General features: G+C 72.9%; 15 protein-coding genes. 11 read left to right on the top strand and 4 right to left on the bottom strand.

The genetic code is table 11. From position 1 onward, the window contains the following. The first annotated feature begins 32 nt into the window (after nt 1-32). The 6 genes from AACH11_RS03695 (at nt 33) to minE (ending at nt 7,120) form a co-directional block, all read left to right on the top strand. A complete protein-coding gene (locus tag AACH11_RS03695) occupies nt 33-2,633 on the top strand; it encodes a circularly permuted type 2 ATP-grasp protein (protein ID WP_341372846.1) in 2,601 nt (866 codons plus the stop codon). A gap of 191 nt (nt 2,634-2,824) precedes the next feature. Further along, on the top strand, nt 2,825-3,886 hold the full coding sequence (locus AACH11_RS03690; RefSeq protein ID WP_341372845.1) for a transglutaminase family protein: 1,062 nt from the start codon (nt 2,825-2,827) through the stop codon (nt 3,884-3,886). A 211-nt stretch (nt 3,887-4,097) separates the two neighbouring features. Further along, nucleotides 4,098-4,949 (top strand): hypothetical protein, encoded by an 852-nt coding sequence (locus AACH11_RS03685; protein WP_341372844.1) that lies wholly within the window; start codon nt 4,098-4,100, stop codon nt 4,947-4,949. 194 nt (nt 4,950-5,143) lie between these two features. Continuing rightward, a complete protein-coding gene (gene minC, locus AACH11_RS03680; protein WP_341372843.1) occupies nt 5,144-5,899 on the top strand; it encodes a septum site-determining protein MinC in 756 nt (251 codons plus the stop codon). 135 nt (nt 5,900-6,034) lie between these two features. Then, nucleotides 6,035-6,850, top strand: coding sequence for a septum site-determining protein MinD (gene minD, locus AACH11_RS03675; protein ID WP_341372842.1), 816 nt, complete (start codon nt 6,035-6,037; stop codon nt 6,848-6,850). Nucleotides 6,851-6,856: 6 nt separating this feature from the next. Then, the gene (gene minE / locus AACH11_RS03670; protein WP_341372841.1) at nt 6,857-7,120 is read left to right on the top strand and encodes a cell division topological specificity factor MinE; all 264 of its coding nucleotides are present in this window, start codon (nt 6,857-6,859) and stop codon (nt 7,118-7,120) included. Between the two features lie 112 nt (nt 7,121-7,232). Here minE and AACH11_RS03665 read toward each other — a convergent pair whose 3' ends face one another. After that, entirely contained in the window at nt 7,233-7,895 is a 663-nt protein-coding gene (locus tag AACH11_RS03665) for a DUF1415 domain-containing protein (protein WP_341372840.1), read from the bottom strand. Nucleotides 7,896-7,936: 41 nt separating this feature from the next. Between AACH11_RS03665 and AACH11_RS03660 the strand changes: the two genes are divergently transcribed. Both AACH11_RS03660 and AACH11_RS03655 read left to right on the top strand, forming a co-directional pair. Further along, entirely contained in the window at nt 7,937-8,932 is a 996-nt protein-coding gene (locus AACH11_RS03660) for a tRNA dihydrouridine synthase (protein WP_341372839.1), read from the top strand. Between the two features lie 108 nt (nt 8,933-9,040). After that, nucleotides 9,041-10,519 (top strand): PEP-CTERM sorting domain-containing protein, encoded by a 1,479-nt coding sequence (locus AACH11_RS03655; protein WP_341372838.1) that lies wholly within the window; start codon nt 9,041-9,043, stop codon nt 10,517-10,519. 53 nt (nt 10,520-10,572) lie between these two features. On the opposite strand, the gene AACH11_RS03650 is transcribed toward AACH11_RS03655, so the two are convergent. The 3 genes from AACH11_RS03650 to AACH11_RS03640 all read right to left on the bottom strand — a co-directional run bounded on the left by AACH11_RS03650 (nt 10,573) and on the right by AACH11_RS03640 (nt 15,347). Next, nucleotides 10,573-12,381, bottom strand: a complete 1,809-nt coding sequence (locus AACH11_RS03650; protein WP_341372837.1) for a glutamine--tRNA ligase/YqeY domain fusion protein — start codon at nt 12,379-12,381, stop codon at nt 10,573-10,575. Nucleotides 12,382-12,581: 200 nt separating this feature from the next. Beyond that, nucleotides 12,582-14,594, bottom strand: a complete 2,013-nt coding sequence (locus AACH11_RS03645) for an Lnb N-terminal periplasmic domain-containing protein (protein WP_341372836.1) — start codon at nt 14,592-14,594, stop codon at nt 12,582-12,584. Between the two features lie 282 nt (nt 14,595-14,876). Further along, nucleotides 14,877-15,347, bottom strand: a complete 471-nt coding sequence (locus AACH11_RS03640) for a DUF3015 family protein (protein WP_341372835.1) — start codon at nt 15,345-15,347, stop codon at nt 14,877-14,879. Between the two features lie 247 nt (nt 15,348-15,594). On the opposite strand from AACH11_RS03640, the gene AACH11_RS03635 reads away from it, so the two are divergent. The 3 genes from AACH11_RS03635 to AACH11_RS03625 all read left to right on the top strand — a co-directional run bounded on the left by AACH11_RS03635 (nt 15,595) and on the right by AACH11_RS03625 (nt 18,851). Further along, nucleotides 15,595-16,545 (top strand): DUF808 domain-containing protein, encoded by a 951-nt coding sequence (locus AACH11_RS03635; protein WP_341372834.1) that lies wholly within the window; start codon nt 15,595-15,597, stop codon nt 16,543-16,545. Nucleotides 16,546-16,818: 273 nt separating this feature from the next. Further along, on the top strand, nt 16,819-17,535 hold the full coding sequence (locus tag AACH11_RS03630) for a hypothetical protein (protein ID WP_341372833.1): 717 nt from the start codon (nt 16,819-16,821) through the stop codon (nt 17,533-17,535). A gap of 161 nt (nt 17,536-17,696) precedes the next feature. Next, nucleotides 17,697-18,851, top strand: coding sequence for a DUF6515 family protein (locus AACH11_RS03625; protein WP_341372832.1), 1,155 nt, complete (start codon nt 17,697-17,699; stop codon nt 18,849-18,851). Nucleotides 18,852-18,867: the final 16 nt, after the last annotated feature.

Raw genomic sequence — 18,867 nt, 5'->3', positions numbered from 1 at the left:
GGGGTGTCCGGCTTCAAGGCATCATCACGCCCATGCAACGCAGTCTTCTGGCCGACGACGGATTGCCGTCCACCGCCGCGCTGGTGGCGGCGCTCGCCCACCCCGCCACCGCCGGTCACTGGGATGAGTGGCGCCTGGATGACGGCCGGCCGCGGCCGCCGTGGGCGCGCTTCTTCGAGCAGCTGGGGACCTCGGGCTGGGCCGATCTGCCCTCGCGCCGGGCCCGCGTGATGCACCGCGTGCGCGAGGACGGCGCCACCTACAACGTCTATGCCGAGCGGGCCGAGAGCCGGCCCTGGCCGCTGGAGCTGCTGCCGGCCATCGTCAGCAGCACCGACTGGGCCCGCATCGAGGCCGGCGTGCAGCAGCGCGCACGGCTGATGGAGGCCACGCTGGCCGATCTCTACGGCCCGCAGGCCCTGTTGCGCGACGCGCTGCTGCCCGCCAGCCTGATCCACGGTCATCCGCAGTACCTGCGGCCGGTGCACGGCCTGCGGCCGGCCGGTGGCACGCGGCTGCACATCGCCGCCTTCGACCTCGCGCGCGGGCCCGACGGTGGCTTCCGTGTGCTGGCGCAGCGGCTGCAGGCCCCTTCGGGCCTGGGTTATCTGCTGGAGAACCGGCTCATCATCGCGCCGCAGTTCCATGACGCGTTCACCGAACTGAACGTGCAGCGTCTGGCCGTCAGCTTCCGCACCCTGATGGACGGCCTGCTGCAGCTCAGTCCGGCCGGCGAACGCAGCCGCATCGCGATGCTGACGCCGGGCCCGCTGTCGGAGACCTATTTCGAACAGGTCTTCCTGGCCCGCTACCTCGGGATCGCGCTGGTCGAGGGCAGCGATCTGACGGTGCGCGCCCAGCGCCTGTACCTGAAGACGCTGCATGGGCTGGAGCAGGTACACGTGCTGCTGCGGCGGGTCGATGACGAGTTCCTCGATCCGCTGGAGCTGCGTGCGGATTCCCAGCTCGGCGTGCCGGGTCTGCTGCAGGCCCTGCGCGCGGGTCAGGTGGTGATGGCCAACGCGCCGGGCGCCGGTGTGCTCGAGAGCCCCGGTCTGGCCGCCTTCTGGCCGGCCGTCGCGCGCCGGCTGCTCGGCGAGGACCTGCTGCTGCCGGCCACCGAGAGCTGGTGGTGCGGCGAAGAGGCGGTGTGGGCCGAGCAGCGCGAGCGGCTGGCCGACTTCGTCGTCGCGCCGACCTTTCCCAACGCCCAGATCGCGCCGCGTGCCGCCGGTCTGCTGTCGCCCGGCGAGCGGGCCGCGCTGCTGCGCCGCGTCGATGCCGATCCGGCCGCCTACACCTTGCAGGCCCGCGTCGCGCCGTCGGAGACGCCGGTGTGGGTCGATGGCCAGCTGCAACCCAGGGCCGCGGTGTTGCGCGTGTTCGCGCTGACCGACGGCCGCGGCGGCTGGCGGGTGCTGCCCGGGGCCATGACCCGCGTGGCCGCGCAGTCGGGCCAGAGCCTGGTGGCCAGCCGCACCGGCGTGCCGGTCGATCCCACGCCGGCCGACCCCTGGCTGAGCATGCAGCACGGCGCCGCCAGCGTCGACACCTGGATCATCGCCGAGGGTGCGGTCGATCCGGTCAGCCTGCTGCCCAAGCCGCTGTCGGCCGAGGAACTGCAGGGCTGGCACCGCAGCGTGACCAGCCGCGCGGCGGAGAACCTGTTCTGGCTCGGCCGCTACACCGAGCGGGCCGAGAACGGCGTGCGCCTGGCGCGCGTGATGCTGGAGGCCATGGCCGACGGCAGCCCGACGGTGCTGTCGCTGCTGGGCGAGCTGGCGCGGGTGCACGGCATGGTCGGCCCCGGCGTGCCCTCGCCGCAGCAGTCGCCGCGGCTGTTCCTGCGCGCGCTGGTGCACGGCCTGGGCGGGGCCACGGCCGGCGGCACCACCACCAGCGTGGCCTGGAACCTGAGGGCCCTGCGCCAGTGCGCGCAATCGCTGCGCGAGCGCCTGGCGCCCGAGCACTGGAAGCTGATCCACGAGGTCGGCGACCATTTCGAGGCCCATCTGCGCGCCGTGCTGGAGGAGGGCGAGGGCCATGCCCCGGCGCCCGACGTGCTGGGTGTGCTCGCCCGCACCGCCACCCATCTGGCGGCGATCACCGGCGCCCAGACCGACCGCATGACGCGCGACGACGGCTGGCGTCTGCTCAGCGTCGGACGCCAGATCGAGCGGCTCGAGATGTTGTCGCACGCGCTGGCCACCGGCTTCCGGCGGCGCGTGCACACGGCCGATGACGGCTTCGCCGTGCTGCTGGGCCTGTTCGACAGCCTGATCACCTACCGTGCCCAGTTCCAGGCCCGGCGCGAGGTCCTGCCGCTGCTGCACCTGCTGGTGCTCGACACCGACAACCCACGCAGCCTGGCCTGGGTCGCGCGCACGACGCGCGACCGCCTGCGCAAGCTCGCCCGCCACGATCCGCTGTGGCTCGACCGGGTGCTGGCCGACATGCCGGCGCCCGAGCACTGGGATCTGGCCACGCTCGGCATGGCCGGCGAGGACGGTGACCATCCGGCGCTGCTGCAGGCGCTCGAAGGCTGCTGCGACGCAGCGCGGCGGCTGTCCGACGAGATCGGCCGTCATCTGTTCGTCCACGTGGCCTCGCCCGAACGCACCGTCTGGCAATGAGCGCAGAAGATTCCATCGTGCCCGTACCTGCCGCGCCTGCCGTGCCTGCGGTGCCTGCGGTGCCTGCGGTGCCTGCGGTGCCTGCGGTGCCTGCGGTGCCCGCCGGGGAGCCTGCCGGGGAGGCCGTCTCCGGTCCGCTGACGCACCCGGTCCCGATGCCGGCTCCGATGCAGGCCTCGGCACAGTCCCCGATGCAGACCCGTTCGGCCGTCGCGACCGCCGCTGCGGCCGTGATGGCCACGGCCAGCGTCCGGCCCGCGGCGGCCGCCGCTTCCTCGGTGCGCCGCCTGGCCGTGCTGCACGAGACGCGCTACCGCTACGACGCCGCCGTGGAGGTGGCCCACCATGGCGCGTGGCTGCGTCCGCGTGAGACCCCGGTGCAGCGCGTGCTCGGCTGGCGGCTGGACATCGATCCGGTGCCCGACGCCACGGTGCAGCACAGCCGGGACGCCTTCGGCAACTGGCGCCAGGGCTTCAGCCATGCGCAGGTGCATGACCGGCTGCTGGTGCGCTCGCGCTTCGATGTGACCGTCAGCCCGCCGCCGCCGCTCGATGTCGAGGCCAGTCCGCCGTGGACCGAGGTCGCCGCCGGTCTGCGCTACCGTGCCGGCTGCCAGCAGCCTGAGGCGGTGGAGTTCGTGCTGGGCAGCCGCTTCGCGCCGCAGCATCCGCAGCTCGCGCTGTTCGCGGCCGACCTGCTGGCCCAGCGTCGCGCCCGGCCGTTGCTGGATCTGGGCCTGGCGCTGATGCACCGCGTCCATGCCCACATGCGCTACCGGCCCGCCACCACCGACGTGGCCACCGACGCGCTGCAGGCCCTGGCCCGCGCCGAGGGCGTGTGCCAGGATTACGCGCACCTGATGATCGGCGTCTGGCGCAGCCTGGGGCTGGCCGCGCGCTATGTATCGGGTTATCTGCTGACCCAGCCGCCCATCGGCCAGGCCCGCCTGATCGGCGCCGATGCCAGCCATGCCTGGGTCGCGCTGTGGTGCCCGCTGCACGGCTGGGTGGCGCTGGATCCGACCAACGATCTGCGTGTGGGTCAGGATCACGTCACCCTGGCCTGGGGCCGCGACTATGCGGACGTGGCGCCCCTGCGTGGCGTCATCCGCGGCGGAGGCAACGCGCCACCTCAGGTGGCGGTCTCGGTGGTGCCGGCCGACGATGCGCAGGCGATGCTCGCGCTCGGGCCGCTCGATGCGCCGGTGCAGACGATGGCCGCGGGGGCAGCGGGGGCAGCGCTCAGCGACTGAGCGTCCCTGACGGATTTAGGGGATGCGCGTTTCCACGGTTGTGCATCCGGCACGTGGTTTGCATAAACTTGATCCTGCGCGGAACCACGTGCGACGGCTGCGCCTGCGCGTGTTGTCGGCTGTCTTCGCGCAGGCCCGGGTCGCCCGCCAGCTGTCGGCGGGCACTCACCCCGGATCTCCTCAGGGGCGCCGCCCCGCAACCGGAGCAGCGATGAAAACCCGTCAAGTCGTCATCTTCAGCGGTGAGCAGTTCACCGTGCCTCAGGGCATCCAGCGCATCGACACCCGATCGACCCATGGCTGGCAGGTGCGTTACCACGGCACCAAGATGTTCTCCGACCACACGCCCGACGGCAGCGGCGCCGCCGCTGCGCTGGTGCGGGCGACCAAGGAACTGCTCCGGCGCATCAACGAGATGCCGGCTCCCGTGACGCTCCAGGGGCGCCCCAGCGCCAACAAGACCTCGGGCCTGCCCTCGGGCATCTCCGGGCCGATCGTGCGCCAGCGCAAGGGCGCCAAGCTGCGCACGGCCAACCTGTCGGTCCTGGTGCCGCGCTACGGCATGTCGCCGCGCTGCCGCACCGTCTACATCGGCAACGAGAACACCTACACCGTCGAGCGCTACCAGGCGGCGCTCGACCGCGCGATCCAGATCCGCCAGGAGGCCGAGGAGGTCTACGCGGTCGAGGCCACCAAGGCCAAGCGCAAGGCGGCCAAGCTGATGAAGGCCATGCTGGCCGACGCGATGGCCCGTGCCGCGCAGTCGCCGGCACCGACCGCCACCCGCAAGCGGGCGGTCAAGGCCGCGGCCGCGCCCGCGTCTGCGGCGCGCAAGGCCTCCCGCGTCGCCGCACCGCCGGCCGAAGCCGTCGCCGCGCCGACGGCCACGCCGGCGAAGAAGGGCGCGTCCGCCCGCGCCGCGCGCAAGGTCGGTGGCACCGCCGGTTCCCGTGCGGCCGGCAAGGGGGCCGGCGCGGCGCCGGTGGCGGCTGTCGAGGCCGTCGCCGTGCCCGCACGCAAGGCGGCCCGCAAGAGCCCGCGCAAGGCGGCCGCCACGGCCTGAGTGACCGTCGGCGCCTCCGGTTCGTCGGGGCGCCGCAACATTTCCGGGCCGAGCGCCATCCCCAAGGCAAGGGGACCGTGTGCGGGCGGATACACTCGCACACCAGTCGCGGCACACATCGTCCACACTGTGCCGCTCATCTTCGACGTGGCCGGTGGTGTTGTCCCCCGGTCGCCCGCGCTGTCCGGATTCCCTTGGCCACCACCACCGCCGCCTTCGATCTCAAGAGCACCGCCTGGACGTTGACGGTGCTGCGCCTGCAGACGGCCGACACCGCCGCACTGGCCCGTGCGCTGGCCGAACGCTTCGGTGATTCGCCGGGCCTGTTCGATGGCGATGCGGTGGTCATCGACCTCGGCCCGCTGCGGGACGGGGTGCCGTGCCCTGATTTCGCCGCCTTGCTGCCGCTGCTGCGGCGCATCGGCATGCTGCCCGTCGGCGTGCAGGGTGGCAGCGCGGCCCAGACCCGCGAGGCCCGTCGGGCCGGCCTGCCCGAGGCGATGGATGCCGCGCCCGCCGCGGCCCGGACCGACACACCGGCCCTGGTCCGCGAGATCATCCGCGAGGTCGAGGTGGTGCGCGAGGTCGAGGTGCCGCGCGAGGTGCCCACGCCGGTTCCCCCGCTGGTCGTCGACAAGCCGCTGCGCTCCGGTCAGCGCGTCTATGCCCGTGGCGGCGACCTGATCGTCACGGCCGTCGTCAGCTTCGGTGCCGAGGTCATCGCCGACGGCAACGTCCACGTCTACGCGCCGCTGCGCGGCCGCGCGATCGCCGGCGCCCGCGGCGACACCTCGGCCCGCATCTGGTCGACCTGTCTCGAACCGCAGCTGATCTCGGTGGCCGGCATCTACCGCACCACCGAGACCGAGCTACCCGACAACGTGCGGAGCAAGCCCGCCTGCGTGCGCCTGGACGGCGAGCGCCTGATCATCGAACCCGTCGGCCAATGAGCCCGTCAGCCAGCGTCCGTCCATCGCGCGCTGCTTCCGCCGTCCCGACACTGACCGCATCCGTCGTACCCACCCCGCAGCCCGCAGGCGTCGCCTCCGCGTGACGCACGGCGCATCCACCAGGAAAATCACCAGATGGCCAAGATCATCGTCGTCACCTCCGGCAAGGGCGGCGTCGGCAAGACCACCACCAGCGCCAGCTTCTCGACCGGCCTCGCGCTGCGGGGTCACAAGACCTGCGTCATCGATTTCGACGTCGGCCTGCGCAATCTCGACCTGATCATGGGCTGCGAGCGCCGCGTGGTCTACGACCTGATCAACGTGATCCACGGCGAGGCCAACCTCAACCAGGCGCTGATCAAGGACAAGCAGTGCGAGAACCTGTACGTGCTGGCCGCCAGCCAGACGCGTGACAAGGAAGCGCTGACCCAGGACGGCGTCGAGAAGGTCCTCAAGGACCTGGGCGAGATGGGCTTCGAGTACATCATCTGCGACTCGCCGGCCGGCATCGAGACCGGTGCGTTGATGGCCATGCATTTCGCCGACGAGGCGCTGGTGGTCACCAATCCCGAGGTGTCCTCGGTGCGCGATTCGGACCGCATCCTCGGCATCCTGGCCAGCAAGACCAAGCGGGCCATGGACGGCGGCGAGCCGATCAAGGAACACCTGCTGATCACCCGCTACAACCCGTCGCGCGTGGTCGGTGGCCAGATGCTGTCGCTCGACGACATCCAGGAGATCCTGCGCATTCCGCTGATCGGCGTGGTTCCGGAAAGCGAGACGGTGCTGGAGGCCAGCAACCAGGGCCTGCCGGCGATCCACATGAAGGGCAGCGACGTCAGCGAGGCCTACAAGGACGTGATCGACCGTTTCATGGGCACGGACAAGCCCTTGCGTTTCATCGATGCCGAGAAGCCGGGCTTCTTCAAGCGCATCTTCGGTGGGAGGTGATCGGCCATGTCCTTCCTGTCCTTCCTGTTGGGCGAGAAGAAGCAGTCCGCCAGCGTCGCCAAGGAGCGGCTGCAGATCATCCTGGCCCATGAGCGCTCGGGCCGCAACGCGCCGCGCGCCGACTACCTGCCGCAACTGCAGCGGGAGCTGATGGCGGTCATCGCGAAGTACGTGCAGATCGCACCCGAGGACATCAAGGTCCAGCTCGAGCGCCAGGACAATCTGGAGGTGCTCGAGGTCAAGATCGAGCTGCCCGAGAACCAGCGCTGAGCGCCGCGCGCGGGCCCGGCACACCGGGCTTGCCGCACCGCCGTCCGGCACGGCCGGCCCCACCGCAGAGGGCGGGGCTCCGGCCGGCGCGGCTCGATCGGCTCAGCTCAGCTCAGTCTGCCCGGTTCTGGCCGCTGGCCTGCGCGCTGGCGCTGCCGGGTACCCCGGCGCCATCGGTGACCGCGGTGCCCATCGCGGCCTGCCGGCCGGCGGCCTCGCAGCGTGCGCGCAGGGCCTGCCAGCCACCATCGCCGAGCTGTTCCATCGTGCGCTGGTTGATGCGCCAGATCGCGTCGGCATCCGGGAACGCGGCCACCGCGCGGTCGATGCTGGCCTCGCGGATCAGGTGCAGCGTCGGGTAGGGCGAGCGGTTGGTGCGCGGGCCGGGGCCGTCCGGGTCCTCGCCGGCGAAGGCATAGTCCGGATGGAAGCTGGCCACCTGCAGCTCGCCATCGAGTTCCAGTTCCTCGAGCAGGGCATCGGCCACGTCGAGGAAATCGTTGTAATCGAGGAAGTCCTGCAGCACATGAGGATGGACCAGCACCGTGGTCTCGACCTGCTCGGCCGGCGTGGCCGCCAGCAGGCGCAGTTCGTCGGCCAGCTGCGCGCGCAGCGCCTCGGCGGTGTCGGCCGGGCTGGCCACGTAGCGCACCTGACCCTTGACCTGCACGGCCTTGGCGAACGGGCACAGGTTCAGCCCGATCACGGCCTCGTCGACCCAGGCCCGGGTCTCGGCCAGCACCTGGTGCAGCGGTGGAATCGTCGTGGAAGTCATGCCACGATTGTGCGCCCCGGCGTGCACGGATGAACGCGGCCATGTCCCTGACGCCCATCCTGCTGGCCCCGATGGAGGGCCTTCTCGACCACGATCTGCGCGACGCGCTGACCCGTGCCGGTGGCCTCAGTCGCTGCGTCAGCGAGTTCATCCGCATCACCGACCAGCTGCTGCCGCCACGGGTGTTCCTGCGCATCGTGCCCGAGCTTGCGCAGGGCTCGCGCACGGCGGCCGGCGTGCCGGTGCGGCCACAGCTGCTGGGCAGTGATCCGGTCTGCCTGGCCGACAACGCCGCGCGCCTGGCCGAGCTCGGCGCTGAGGGCGTGGATCTGAACTTCGGTTGTCCGGCCAAGATCGTCAACCGGCATCGGGGCGGGGCCATCCTGCTCGACGAGCCCGAGCTGCTGCAGCGCATCGTGCAGGCGGTGCGCGACGCGGTGCCGGCCGGCGTGCCGGTGTCGGCCAAGATGCGGCTGGGCAATCTCGACGACGCGCTGGCCATCGATTGCGCGCAGGCGCTGGTGGCCGGTGGTGCGCAGGAGCTGGTGGTCCACGGCCGCACCAAGGTCCAGGGTTATCGGCCGCCGGCCTGGTGGGACGCGATCGGACGCATCCGCCAGGCGCTGCCCGCCACCGTGCCGGTGGTGGCCAATGGCGAGATCTGGACCGTGGAAGACGCGCTGCGCTGCCGTGCCGAGAGCGCTTGCGACGCGCTGATGCTGGGCCGCGGCATGGTGGCCGATCCCGGCCTCGCGCTGGCCTTGCGGGCCCATGACGCGGTGGCGGCCGATGGGCCCGGCTGCACCGTCGACTGGCCGACGGTGCTCGGCCTGCTGCTGCACTATGCCGACGTGGTGGCCACCCGTGTCGCGCCGCGCCATCAGGCCGGGCGCGTCAAGCAGTGGCTGCATTACCTGCGCCGGCGCCATCCGCAGGCGCAGGCGCTGTACGAGCAGGTGCGCACCATCGCCGATCCGCGGCAGCTCAGAACGTCACTGGAGCTTGCAAAAGCTCACATCTGCTTACCCCTCGCTTGAGGGGGGTGGACCCTGCGGGGCAGGGGGGTTCATCGCCATACTCGGTCAAAACCGGCCGCCCGGCAGCGGACGGCCGACGAGACCCACGCCGCACCAGGAGACTCCAGCATGCGCCCCTACCGTCCCTTCCGCTTCCCGGCCGCCCGTTCCGTCGTGGCGGCTGCCGCGCTTCTGGCGTGTGCGGGCGCTGCGTCGGCGCAGAGCAGCTACCTGCAGTCGCTGGTCGACGCGACGGCCGCCGGCAGCTGGACCCAGGTCAACGCGGGCGCGCTGTCCTCGTCCTTCGTCACCGATCCGTCCTTGCTGCCGACGAACCTGATCTACGCGCCGGAGAACGTGGTCCATGCCTGGAGTTCGGTGGCCTGGGATTCGCTGCGCGGCAACCTGATGCTGTGGGGCGGCGGCCACTCCAGCCACTCCGGCAACGAGATGTATCTGTGGAGCGGCAGCAGCGGCAACTGGTCGCTGGGCTCCTTGCCGAGCGCGGTGATCAACGCCCCCGACTCGGCCGATGCCGACAACCGCACCTACCTGGTGGCCGACAACGCGGCGCCACAGTCCTCGCACACCTACGAGGGCAACCTCTACCTGCCGCTGAACGACCGCTTCATCACCTTCGGCGGCGTGGCGTTCAACGATGCCCAGGGCTTCACCACGCGGGATGCCAGCGGCGCCCTCGTGACGGCCGGTCCCTGGCTGTACGACCCGTCCAAGGCCAGCGCGACCCAGGTCGGCGGCACCACCGGCTCGGGCTGGGACAGCACGACCACCGGCGGCCAGATGTGGACCAACCGGGTCTCCAGCGTGACCTGGATCGGCACGGCTCCGGCCAGCATCTCCTTCATCAACAACACGACGGCCTACCGCGAGGAAAACGGCCACGACGTGGTCTACCTGACGGCCTACAGCGGCGGGGGCTGGCCCTCGCTCTACCGCTACACGGTCGGCAATCTGGCGGCCGGCGAAGGCGACACCTTCGAGCTGATCGGCGTCTCCAGCAACGTGCCCAGCCTGCAGGCCTCGGGCACGATCGACGACACCCACAGCCTGTACGTCCACACGACCACCCACCCGTCGACCACCTATGACCTCAACGTCTGGGACCTGACGCAGTCGGGCAGCGGCAACGCCGACGTGGGCATCAGCCTGGTGCTGGCCGGCACCGGTGCGGCCTTCGACATCGACGAGAACTACGCCGTCGAATGGAACAGCGCCGACGGCTACCTGTACCTGTGGGGCGGCGATGGCGGTCAGGTCTACCGCACCAAGGCCACCTACAACGCCGACGGCAGCCTGGCGACGACCTGGACGCTGGAATCGCTGCTGAGCGCGGGCAGCGAGCCCGAGGGCAGCTTCCGCTACGGCGTGCTGGGCAAGTGGACCTATGTCGAGTCGCTCGGCGTGTTCGTCGCCCTCGACGAGTACGACGACGCCACCGGCGACGCGGGCGTCTGGATCTACAAGCCCGACACCTATGTGCCCACGGCCGGCGCCGCCGGTGTGGTGCCCGAGCCGGCGACCGTGGCGATGATGCTGGCCGGCCTCGGCGTGGTCGGCGCCCGCGTCCGGCGCACCCGCCGGGGCTGAGGCCGCGGCGGGCCGGGGGCCTCACAGCCCCGGCGGGCGCCCCGGCCGCGGCCTCACTTGCCGCCGAAGCTGTCCTTCAGCCCGCAGACGCGGTTGATCACCGGCTGACCGGCCCGGTGGTCCAGGCGGTCGGTGACGAAGTAGCCGTGGCGCTCGAACTGGAAGCGCACGTCCGCCGCGGCCTGCATCACCGACGGCTCGACATAGCCGGTGACGATCTGCCGGCTCAGCGGGTTGAGCACGTCGCGGAAGTCGCGGTCGCCCGCGTCGGGCTGGGCTTCGGTGAACAGGCGGTCGAACAGACGCAGTTCGGCCGGCTGGCCGTCGTGCACGCCGACCCAGGTGATCACGCCCTTGACCTTGACCGCGTCGGCGCCCGGCGTGCCGCTCTTGGTGTCGGGCACGACGGTGGCCAGCACGGCGGTGACCCGGCCGTCGGCGTCCTTCTCGGCGCCGGTGCACTCGATGACCATGCCGTACTTCAGGCGCACCTTGTTGCCCGGGAACAGGCGGAAGAAGCCCTTGGGCGGCACGTCGGCGTAGTCGTCGGCCTCGACCCAGACCTCGGGGCCGAGGCTGAAGCGCCGCGTGCCGAGCTCGGGGTGGTGCGGATGGGCCGGCGCCTCGCAGGGCTCCAGATGGTCGGCGCCGAACAGCTCGGCCCAGTTCGTCAGCTTCAGCCTGACCGGGTGGATGACGGCCATCGCGCGGGCGGCCGAGCCGTCGAGCTCGGCGCGCACGCAGCCTTCGAGCACGCTGTACTCGATCCAGGCGTTGGTCTTGCTGGCGCCGGTGTCCTCGGCGAACTTGCGCACGGCGGCGGCCGGATAGCCGCGCCGGCGCATGCCGGCCAGCGTCGGCATGCGCGGGTCATCCCAGCCGCTGACGATGCCCTCGTCGACCAGCGCCTTGAGCTTGCGCTTGCTGGTCACGACGTAGCTGAGGTTCAGGCGGCCGAACTCGTGCTGCTTGGGCGGCGGGGTGTTGATCAGGCCGCCTTCGCCCAGGCGGGCCAGCAGCCAGTCGTAGAACGGGCGCTGGTCCTCGAACTCCAGCGTGCAGATCGAGTGCGTGATGTTCTCCAGCGCGTCCTCGATCGGGTGCGCGAAGGTGTACATCGGGTAGATGCACCAGCGGTCACCGGTGTTGTGGTGGTGGGCGCGGCGGATGCGGTAGATGGCCGGATCGCGCAGGTTGATGTTGGGCGCGGCCATGTCGATCTTCGCGCGCAGCACCATCGCGCCGTCGGCATGCACGCCGTCGCGCATCTCGCGGAAGCGCGCCAGGTTCTCGGCCGGCGTGCGGCCGCGGAAGGGGCTGTCGGTGCCGGGCGTGGTGAAGTCGCCGCGGTTGGCACGCATCTGCTCGGGCGTCTGTTCGTCGACGTAGGCCAGGCCGCGCTCGATCAGGTGCTCGGCGGCGCGGTACATGACGTCGAAGTAGTTCGACGCGTAGTACTTGTGCTCGACGGCCTGACCGGCGACCTGCGCGGTCCAGTCCCAGCCCAGCCAGCGCACCATCTCGACGATGGCGTCGACGTACTCCTGCTCCTCTTTTTCGGGGTTGGTGTCGTCGAAGCGCAGATGGCAGACGCCGCCGAAGTCACGTGCCAGACCGAAGTTCAGGCAGATGCTCTTGGCATGGCCGACGTGCAGATAGCCGTTGGGCTCGGGCGGGAAGCGCAGGCGCACCGGGGCCGGATCGGCCGCACCGGCGGCGTGATGGGCGGCATCGCCGGGTGAGCCGCCCCACTGACGCTGGCCGTAGACGCCCTCGGCCAGCTCGCGCTCGATGATGGCGCGCAGGAAGTTGTGGACCGGCTTGGCGGCGCCGTCGGACGGCGCGGAGGACGTGGCGGACATGGAGCTCGTCGTGAGGGTTCGAGAGGGGTGTGGTGCGCCGCCGGGCACGATGGCGGCGGCGGGCTGCGGCGCGTGGCGCTTGCGGCGGGCGTGGCGCACCGCTGCGGCGGCCCGGCCCGGCTTGGCCAGGACAGGGCGGGCCCGCGGACCCTTGCGGGGCAGGCGATGGTCGGGATTCTAGCCAGCGGCCCTGCGCGGGCTCACCAGTGGTGCTGCAGCCCCAGCGCGCAGCGCGTCGGCGCGCGTCCGGTGCCGCGGCGGCTGGCACCGCATTCGAGCAGGCCGGCGGTGTCGTGGCCGAGTGTGCGGCGCAGGCGCAGGTTCCACTCACGCTCCTGCGGCGCATCGCCCAGGTAGGCGCGGGCACGCCACTGCAGATGGGCGCGCCAGTGGGCGCCCAGCGGCGTCACCAGCCCCAGATGCACGCCGCTGCCCAGCCGCCAGCGCGGGGCGTCGGCAGGATCGCCGGCCACCCGCTGCAGCTGGTTGTCCATCAGCGCGTAGACCAGCGGCGTGCCGTGGCCCCCGCCGGACCAGGGCACGCGGCTGAGGCCCGGCCCGCCATTGAGCACCGCATCGAGCCCGGCCTGCGCCGGCGTCGTGCCGGGTGCGCGCTGCCAGCCGGCGTTGACCTTCCAGGCCAGCGCCGGCCCCAGCACCGGCGGCGGCGCGACCGACAGGATGTCGACCGGTCGCAGCGCATCCAGGTGCAGGCCGCGGTCGTCGGCCCGCAGCCGGGTGTCGAAGAAGCGGATCTGGGCGCCGGGCGCGAAGCCGGGTTCGGGGTCCAGCAGCTCGTGGTAGGCCGGGTGCAGCTGCAGCAGCAGCGCGCCGCGGCCGTCGTGGCGGGTGGCCAGGGCCTCGATGCGGGCCGTGCCGTGGCCGCGCTCGGGCGCGTTGTCGGCCGGTGGCACCGCGATCTCGGGCAGCAGGGGCAGGGCCGCGCGCTGCAGCAGCAGGGCCATGCGCCGGGCCTGGGCCTCCTCGCTCGACCAGCGGCCGCGTGCGGCCAGCAGGCTGACCTGGCGCTCGGCCAGATCCAGCACCTGGGCGCGCTGCGGCGGCGCCAGCGCGGCCAGCCGGGCGGCGAGCGGGTCGTCGGCCGGTGTGGCCGCAGATGTGGCGGTGGGTGCGCCAGGCGCTGCACCTGCCGCCGTGGCGCTCTGCGGGCCGGTCGACATCGGCCTTGCGGGCCTGGCGATCGGCCCGCGCTCCGGCAGCGGCCGCTCGGCCAGCGCGCCGGCCAGGCTCAGGGCCGACGCATCGACCTGGGCCGCCCGCGCCGCCAGCTGGCTGCCGGCCGAGGGGCGGTAGATGCGCTGGCGCACCAGGCCCGGCACGCTGGCCACGGCCTTGACCGTGTCGCTGGGAATGGCCGCCAGACGGAAGCGGTCGGTCAGCGCCAGACCGGGGCGCGCCACGTCCAGCAGCGACAGCAGGTGATAGGCGCAGTTCTCGTCGAAGAACCAGTAGTCGAAGCGGGTGAAGCCGAGTTCCCAGGTGTGGGCCAGCAGGCGTTCGCGCTCGACCGGGCTCAGGTCCAGCGCGTACTCCCAGATGTCGCGGTCCTCCATGTGGGTGTAGGCGCGCACCCGCAGGTAGTAGGGCGCGTTGGTGAAGGCGCCGGGATAGAGGCCGAACAGGCCCTTGAGCTCGAACAGCGGATCGGCCGTGTCGGCCGCGTCCGAGACCGCGTAGCTGATGCTGTAGGACAGCAGCGGCGACTGCGCCGGCTCTTCCGGTGGATCGAGCCGCAGCAGCGTGTGGCCGAACATCGAGGCCGGGCTGTTGATGTAGGCCGCCGCATAGACGAGGGTCAGCCGCTCGGCGCGGATGCCGGCGCGCCAGTCGTCGTAGCGCGGGCAGGGCTGGGCGGGCAGCGCGTCCGCCGTCAGCCCGAGGACGTCCAGCAGGAAGGCCTTGCGTGCCGGGAAGCGGCATTGCGCGGTCTGGCCGGCGGCGTGCCGCTCGGTCGGATCGAAGAAGGCGGCCAGCGTGGCCTGCAGTTCGGCCTCCGGGTCCCGCGCACCGCCGGGGGCGAGGAAGAAGCCCGGATCGTCGGCCAGGCTGCGCGCCGGACCGATGCCGGCCAGCGGCTGCACGTGCAGCAGGTCCAGCCAGCGGCGCTGGGTGTGCACGCCGAGCGTGCGGGCCCGCTGCTGCAGCTCGACCAGCGTGGGGGCGGGCGCAGCAGGCTGGGCGACGGCCGCCATGCCGGCCAGGCCGCAGAGCAGGGCGGCCAGCCCGGGGATCAGGCGCCGGGGACGCCCGGTGCGTGCGGACGACCCGGCGAGGCCGGTGGCCCGATCCGGCGCCCGGTCGACGTCATCTCCCGACCGCGCGGCGGTGCGGCCCCCTCCGGCCGGCGAGCCGGAGGGGGCCGCCGAGCCGGCTCCAGCCACGATGCGGCGGAGCGGTCGGTGCCACGGCATGAACGACAGCGGGCTCAGGGCGTGGTCCGGACGGGGGCTCGGCGGGCGCTCAGGCGCAGGGCTTCAGATCTGCGCGGCGTAGCCGGTGAAGCGGGCGTCGGACGCCAGCACGCCCTTCAGGTTGGCGACCACGGCTTCGTCGGCGAACACGCGGCCGAACTGCTGACGCATCAGCGAGGCCAGCGGGGCACGGTCTTCACCGCGCACCTGCATGACGGCCATCAGGCCTTCCAGGCTCTCGCCCTGGCCGGCGGCCGTGTCACGGGCCAGCGCCATGCGGTTGCTGTCGATGTAGACCGACAGCTTCTGGGTCGAGGTCACCACGCCGTCCTTGGCGCAGCCCAGCGTGCCGAAGGTGATGCCGAAGGTCTGGTTGCCGGAGGTGCCGTTGGTCGTGGCCGCCAGCACCTGCGGGCCGAGGCCGGACTGGCCAGCCCAGACCATCGAGCCCAGGCCGCAGCCGACATTGTTCTGGGCCGCGTGCGCGCCGGAGACGGCGAGGACCAGCAGGGGAAGGACGAACAGCTTCTTCATGTGCAGACTCCCGGAATGAGTGGATCGCCGGCGCCGACGGCACCGGACCTGGTCATTCTGGAGCGTCGGCAGGGGGTTCCGGGCGGGTGACACCTCTGGTTTGATGAAACCGGGTTCGCGGCGTCGCGCGGCCGCCACGAAAATGGCCTTGTCGGAATCTCCGTGCCGGATGTCCTTGCCGGGGCCTTCCGGATCTGCCTGCCGGCCTTGTCCGCTCACCTGTCTGTCCATCCGTCCTGCGTCCCCCATGGCCACCACGCTGCTCGCCCTGCTCGATGACATCGCTTCCGTGCTCGACGATGTCGCGTCGATGACGCAGGTGGCCGCGCGCAAGACCGCGGGCGTGCTGGGCGACGATCTGGCGCTCAATGCCCAGCAGGTGAGCGGCGTGCGGGCCGAGCGTGAGCTGCCGGTGGTCTGGGCCGTGGCCCGCGGCTCGCTGGTGAACAAGGCCATCCTGATTCCGCTGGCGCTGCTGATCAGCCAGCTCGCGCCGTGGGCGGTGCAGCCGCTGCTGATGCTGGGTGGGGCCTACCTCTGTTTCGAAGGGGCTGAAAAGCTCGCTCATCGGCTGCTCCAGCGGTGGCACGGTCCGCACGATCCGCAAGGGGCACACCGGGCACACGGGACTCCGGCGCCGGGCGCGACCGTGGCCACGGCGCCCGCCGCGATCGCGCAGATCGAGCGCGAGAAGGTCCGCGGCGCGGTGCGCACCGACTTCGTCCTGTCGGCCGAGATCATCGTCATCACGCTGGGCACGGTGTCGGCGCTGCCGCTGGGCCAGCAGCTGGCGGTGCTGGCCGGCGTCGGTGCGCTGATGACGGTGGGCGTCTACGGGCTGGTGGCCGGCATCGTCAAGCTCGACGACCTCGGCGCCTGGCTGCTGGGGCGGCCCGGCGCGTCGGCGGCCGGGCGCGGGCTGGGGCGAGCGCTGCTGCAGGCGGCTCCGCGCCTGATGCGTCTGCTGGCCGTGGCCGGCACGGTGGCGATGTTCCTCGTCGGTGGCAGCATCGTGCTGCACGGGCTGGTGCCGCTGCACCACGCGCTGCAGCCCTGGCTGGAGGCGGCGGGCGCACCCCCGGCCTGGCTGCGCCAGGCCCTGGCCGATCTGGGCACCGGTCTGGCCACCGGCCTGCTGGTGCTGGCCGTCGTCGAGGGCGTCGCCGCGCTGCGTGCGCGAGGGTCGGCGCGGTCCTGACGGCAGGATCCGGGTCGCGGCCGCCGTGCGGCGCTGCGTGCGCGGTGGTCACGCCGAGGGGCGACTGGATGGACGGCCTCCAGGTCGGCATCCCGGTCTGCATCCGGGTCTGCTCCGGGTCGGCACCCAGGTCGGCCCGGACGCCTTTCCGGCCTCCGCCTCCGCCTACAGCCGTCCGGCGCAGGTGAAGCCAGGATGAGGCGCCCGCCGCGCGGCGGTTGCGCGCCGGCCCGCCGGTCAACGGCCGTTCGGGCCCGGCGTTGAAGCGCCATGATGTTCCTGTCTTCCGCGCCGCCCCGCAGGGCGGCCCGTCCGGCCTGCTCGGTCCTCTCGGCCCGGTTGGCCCGCTCGGCCCGTCCGGCCCGGTGGCTCACGCTCGGCCTGCCACTGCTGCTGACCGCCTGCGTCGTCACGCCAACCCCGGTGGCCCGCGCGCCGGCCGTGCGGCCGGCACCGGTCGCCGTGCCGGTGCGGCCGGCCCCGCCACCGGCCGCCGCCGCCACACGGGCGCTGTACTTCTATCCGCGCCAGGGCCAGGACGCCGCGCGCCAGGACCGTGACCGCTACGAGTGCTACCGCTGGGCCGTGCAGGCCACCGGCGAGGAGCCGGGCATGACGCCGACCACGCTGCCCACCGCGACCGTCCGTCCACCGGCCGAGGGCGGACGGGGCCGCGAGGCCGATGGCGCACCGGTGGTCGCCGGCGCGGTCGTCGGGGCGATGGCCGGGGCGGTGGTCTCGGGGCCGCGCAGCGGCCCGGCGCCGGTGATCCTCGGTGCGCTGCTGGGCGCCACGCTGGGTGCGGCCCAGCGCGACGCGCAGCAGCAGGCCGACGCCCGCTCCCGGGAGCGGGCGGCCGAGCGGGCCGAGCAGGCCGCCCTGATCGCCGGCGAGCAGGCGCTCGACCGTGCACGCGCCGGGGGCGCCAGCGAGGACTTCCGGCGCGCGATGACGGCCTGCATGGAAGGCCGCCACTACACGGTGCGCTGATGCCGGCGCCGACCGGTGGGCCGCGTGGGCCCCGCGATGCCGACCGCGTGCCGGCGTCCGCCGCGCAGGGCGTGAACCGGGCCGCGTCGCGGCCCGCCAGACAGGATGATCCGCAGATGAACCCCTCCCATGCCCGAGCCATCGTTCCGGCGCGAGCCCTGATGCCGCACGCTCCCGGCCAACCCGGCCAACCCGGCCAACCCGGCCAACCCGGCCAACCCGGCCAACCCGGCCAACCCGGCCACGCTGGTGGTGCTGGCGGTGCTGGCGGTGCTGGCGGTGCTGGCGGTGCTGGCGGCGGGCGCCACGCCCGGCGCACCGGGCATCCGGTTCCGGGCCTGCTGGCGGCCGTCGCGCTGCTGGCGGGCCTGTCGGCGGGCGGGCTGTCGCCGGCCCACGCCGAGGACGGCCCGGAGGCCCGTGGTCGCGATCCGCTGCTGCGCCGTGGCGCGCCTGCGGCGGCGGTCGGCCCGACGGCCGGCCCGGCGATCGGCGCGGTCCGTCCGCCGGCCGAGGGGCTGCTGCGCGACGTGGTGCGCGACCGCGGGCGCCACGGGCGCGGCGATGACGGGCGAGCTGACGGCCGAGGTGACGAGCGGCGGGATGATCGCCGCGACGCTCGCCGGGATGACCGTCGGGAAGAACGCCGCGATGATCGTCGCGATGATCGTCGCGATGGGCGCCCTGAAGACCGCGGCCGCGCCTGGCCGCCCGCGCCGGTGGTCGTCTCGCCGGCACCGCTCTGGCGGGTGGGGCCGCCGGTCGACCTGCGCTGGGGCGAGCGGCGCTGGCTGCCGCCGCAGGCGCGCCACATCCCCTGGCAGGGCGAACGCCTGGCGTTCTGGAACGGCGGCTGGTGGCGTCCGGCCCCGCACGGGGGCCATGTGCACATCCGGCCGCCGGTGGGCCTGCGCATCGATGCACTGCCCGACTGGCGCAGCGTGGTGGTGATCGGCGGGGTGACCTATTTCCTGCTGGATGGCGTGCACTACCGGGCGGTGCCCGAGGGCTACGAGGTCGTGGCGCCGGTCAGCGCGCCCGACGATGACGGCACGCCGGCCTGGCCTGCCGCGGCGGCCAGGCCCCCGCGCCAGTACGTCTATCCGGGTCAGGGCCAGAGCGCGCAGCAGCAGGCCGATGACGAGTACGCCTGCCATGGCTGGGCGGTCGGCCGCAGCGGCCATGATCCGGTGGCGGCCGGTGTCGGGCGCCCGGCCCTGTCGGCGGCCCAGGCCGAGGCGGACACCCGCGCCGTCGACGACTATCTGCGCGCCCGCGCAGCGTGCCTGGAGGGGCGCGGCTACACGGTGCGCTGAGGCGGCGGTCCGCGCC

The sequence above is a fragment of the Pseudaquabacterium rugosum genome (genome assembly GCF_038066575.1).
GTDB classification, from domain to species: domain Bacteria; phylum Pseudomonadota; class Gammaproteobacteria; order Burkholderiales; family Burkholderiaceae_C; genus Pseudaquabacterium; species Pseudaquabacterium rugosum.
Note: the sequence above shows the minus strand (reverse complement) of the source record. Positions and strands in the feature narration are given on the sequence as shown.

Coding starts and splice junctions, on each gene's coding strand:
- AACH11_RS03625 (WP_341372832.1), top strand. CDS start 17,697: ATGCCGCACGCTCCCGGCCAACCCGGCCAACCCGGCCAACCCGGCCAA.
- AACH11_RS03695 (WP_341372846.1), top strand. CDS start 33: ATGCAACGCAGTCTTCTGGCCGACGACGGATTGCCGTCCACCGCCGCG.
- AACH11_RS03640 (WP_341372835.1), bottom strand. CDS start 15,347: ATGAAGAAGCTGTTCGTCCTTCCCCTGCTGGTCCTCGCCGTCTCCGGC.
- AACH11_RS03635 (WP_341372834.1), top strand. CDS start 15,595: ATGGCCACCACGCTGCTCGCCCTGCTCGATGACATCGCTTCCGTGCTC.
- minE (WP_341372841.1), top strand. CDS start 6,857: ATGTCCTTCCTGTCCTTCCTGTTGGGCGAGAAGAAGCAGTCCGCCAGC.
- AACH11_RS03660 (WP_341372839.1), top strand. CDS start 7,937: ATGTCCCTGACGCCCATCCTGCTGGCCCCGATGGAGGGCCTTCTCGAC.
- AACH11_RS03665 (WP_341372840.1), bottom strand. CDS start 7,895: ATGACTTCCACGACGATTCCACCGCTGCACCAGGTGCTGGCCGAGACC.
- AACH11_RS03650 (WP_341372837.1), bottom strand. CDS start 12,381: ATGTCCGCCACGTCCTCCGCGCCGTCCGACGGCGCCGCCAAGCCGGTC.
- minD (WP_341372842.1), top strand. CDS start 6,035: ATGGCCAAGATCATCGTCGTCACCTCCGGCAAGGGCGGCGTCGGCAAG.
- AACH11_RS03690 (WP_341372845.1), top strand. CDS start 2,825: ATGCAGACCCGTTCGGCCGTCGCGACCGCCGCTGCGGCCGTGATGGCC.
- AACH11_RS03685 (WP_341372844.1), top strand. CDS start 4,098: ATGAAAACCCGTCAAGTCGTCATCTTCAGCGGTGAGCAGTTCACCGTG.
- AACH11_RS03645 (WP_341372836.1), bottom strand. CDS start 14,594: ATGGCGGCCGTCGCCCAGCCTGCTGCGCCCGCCCCCACGCTGGTCGAG.
- AACH11_RS03630 (WP_341372833.1), top strand. CDS start 16,819: ATGTTCCTGTCTTCCGCGCCGCCCCGCAGGGCGGCCCGTCCGGCCTGC.
- AACH11_RS03655 (WP_341372838.1), top strand. CDS start 9,041: ATGCGCCCCTACCGTCCCTTCCGCTTCCCGGCCGCCCGTTCCGTCGTG.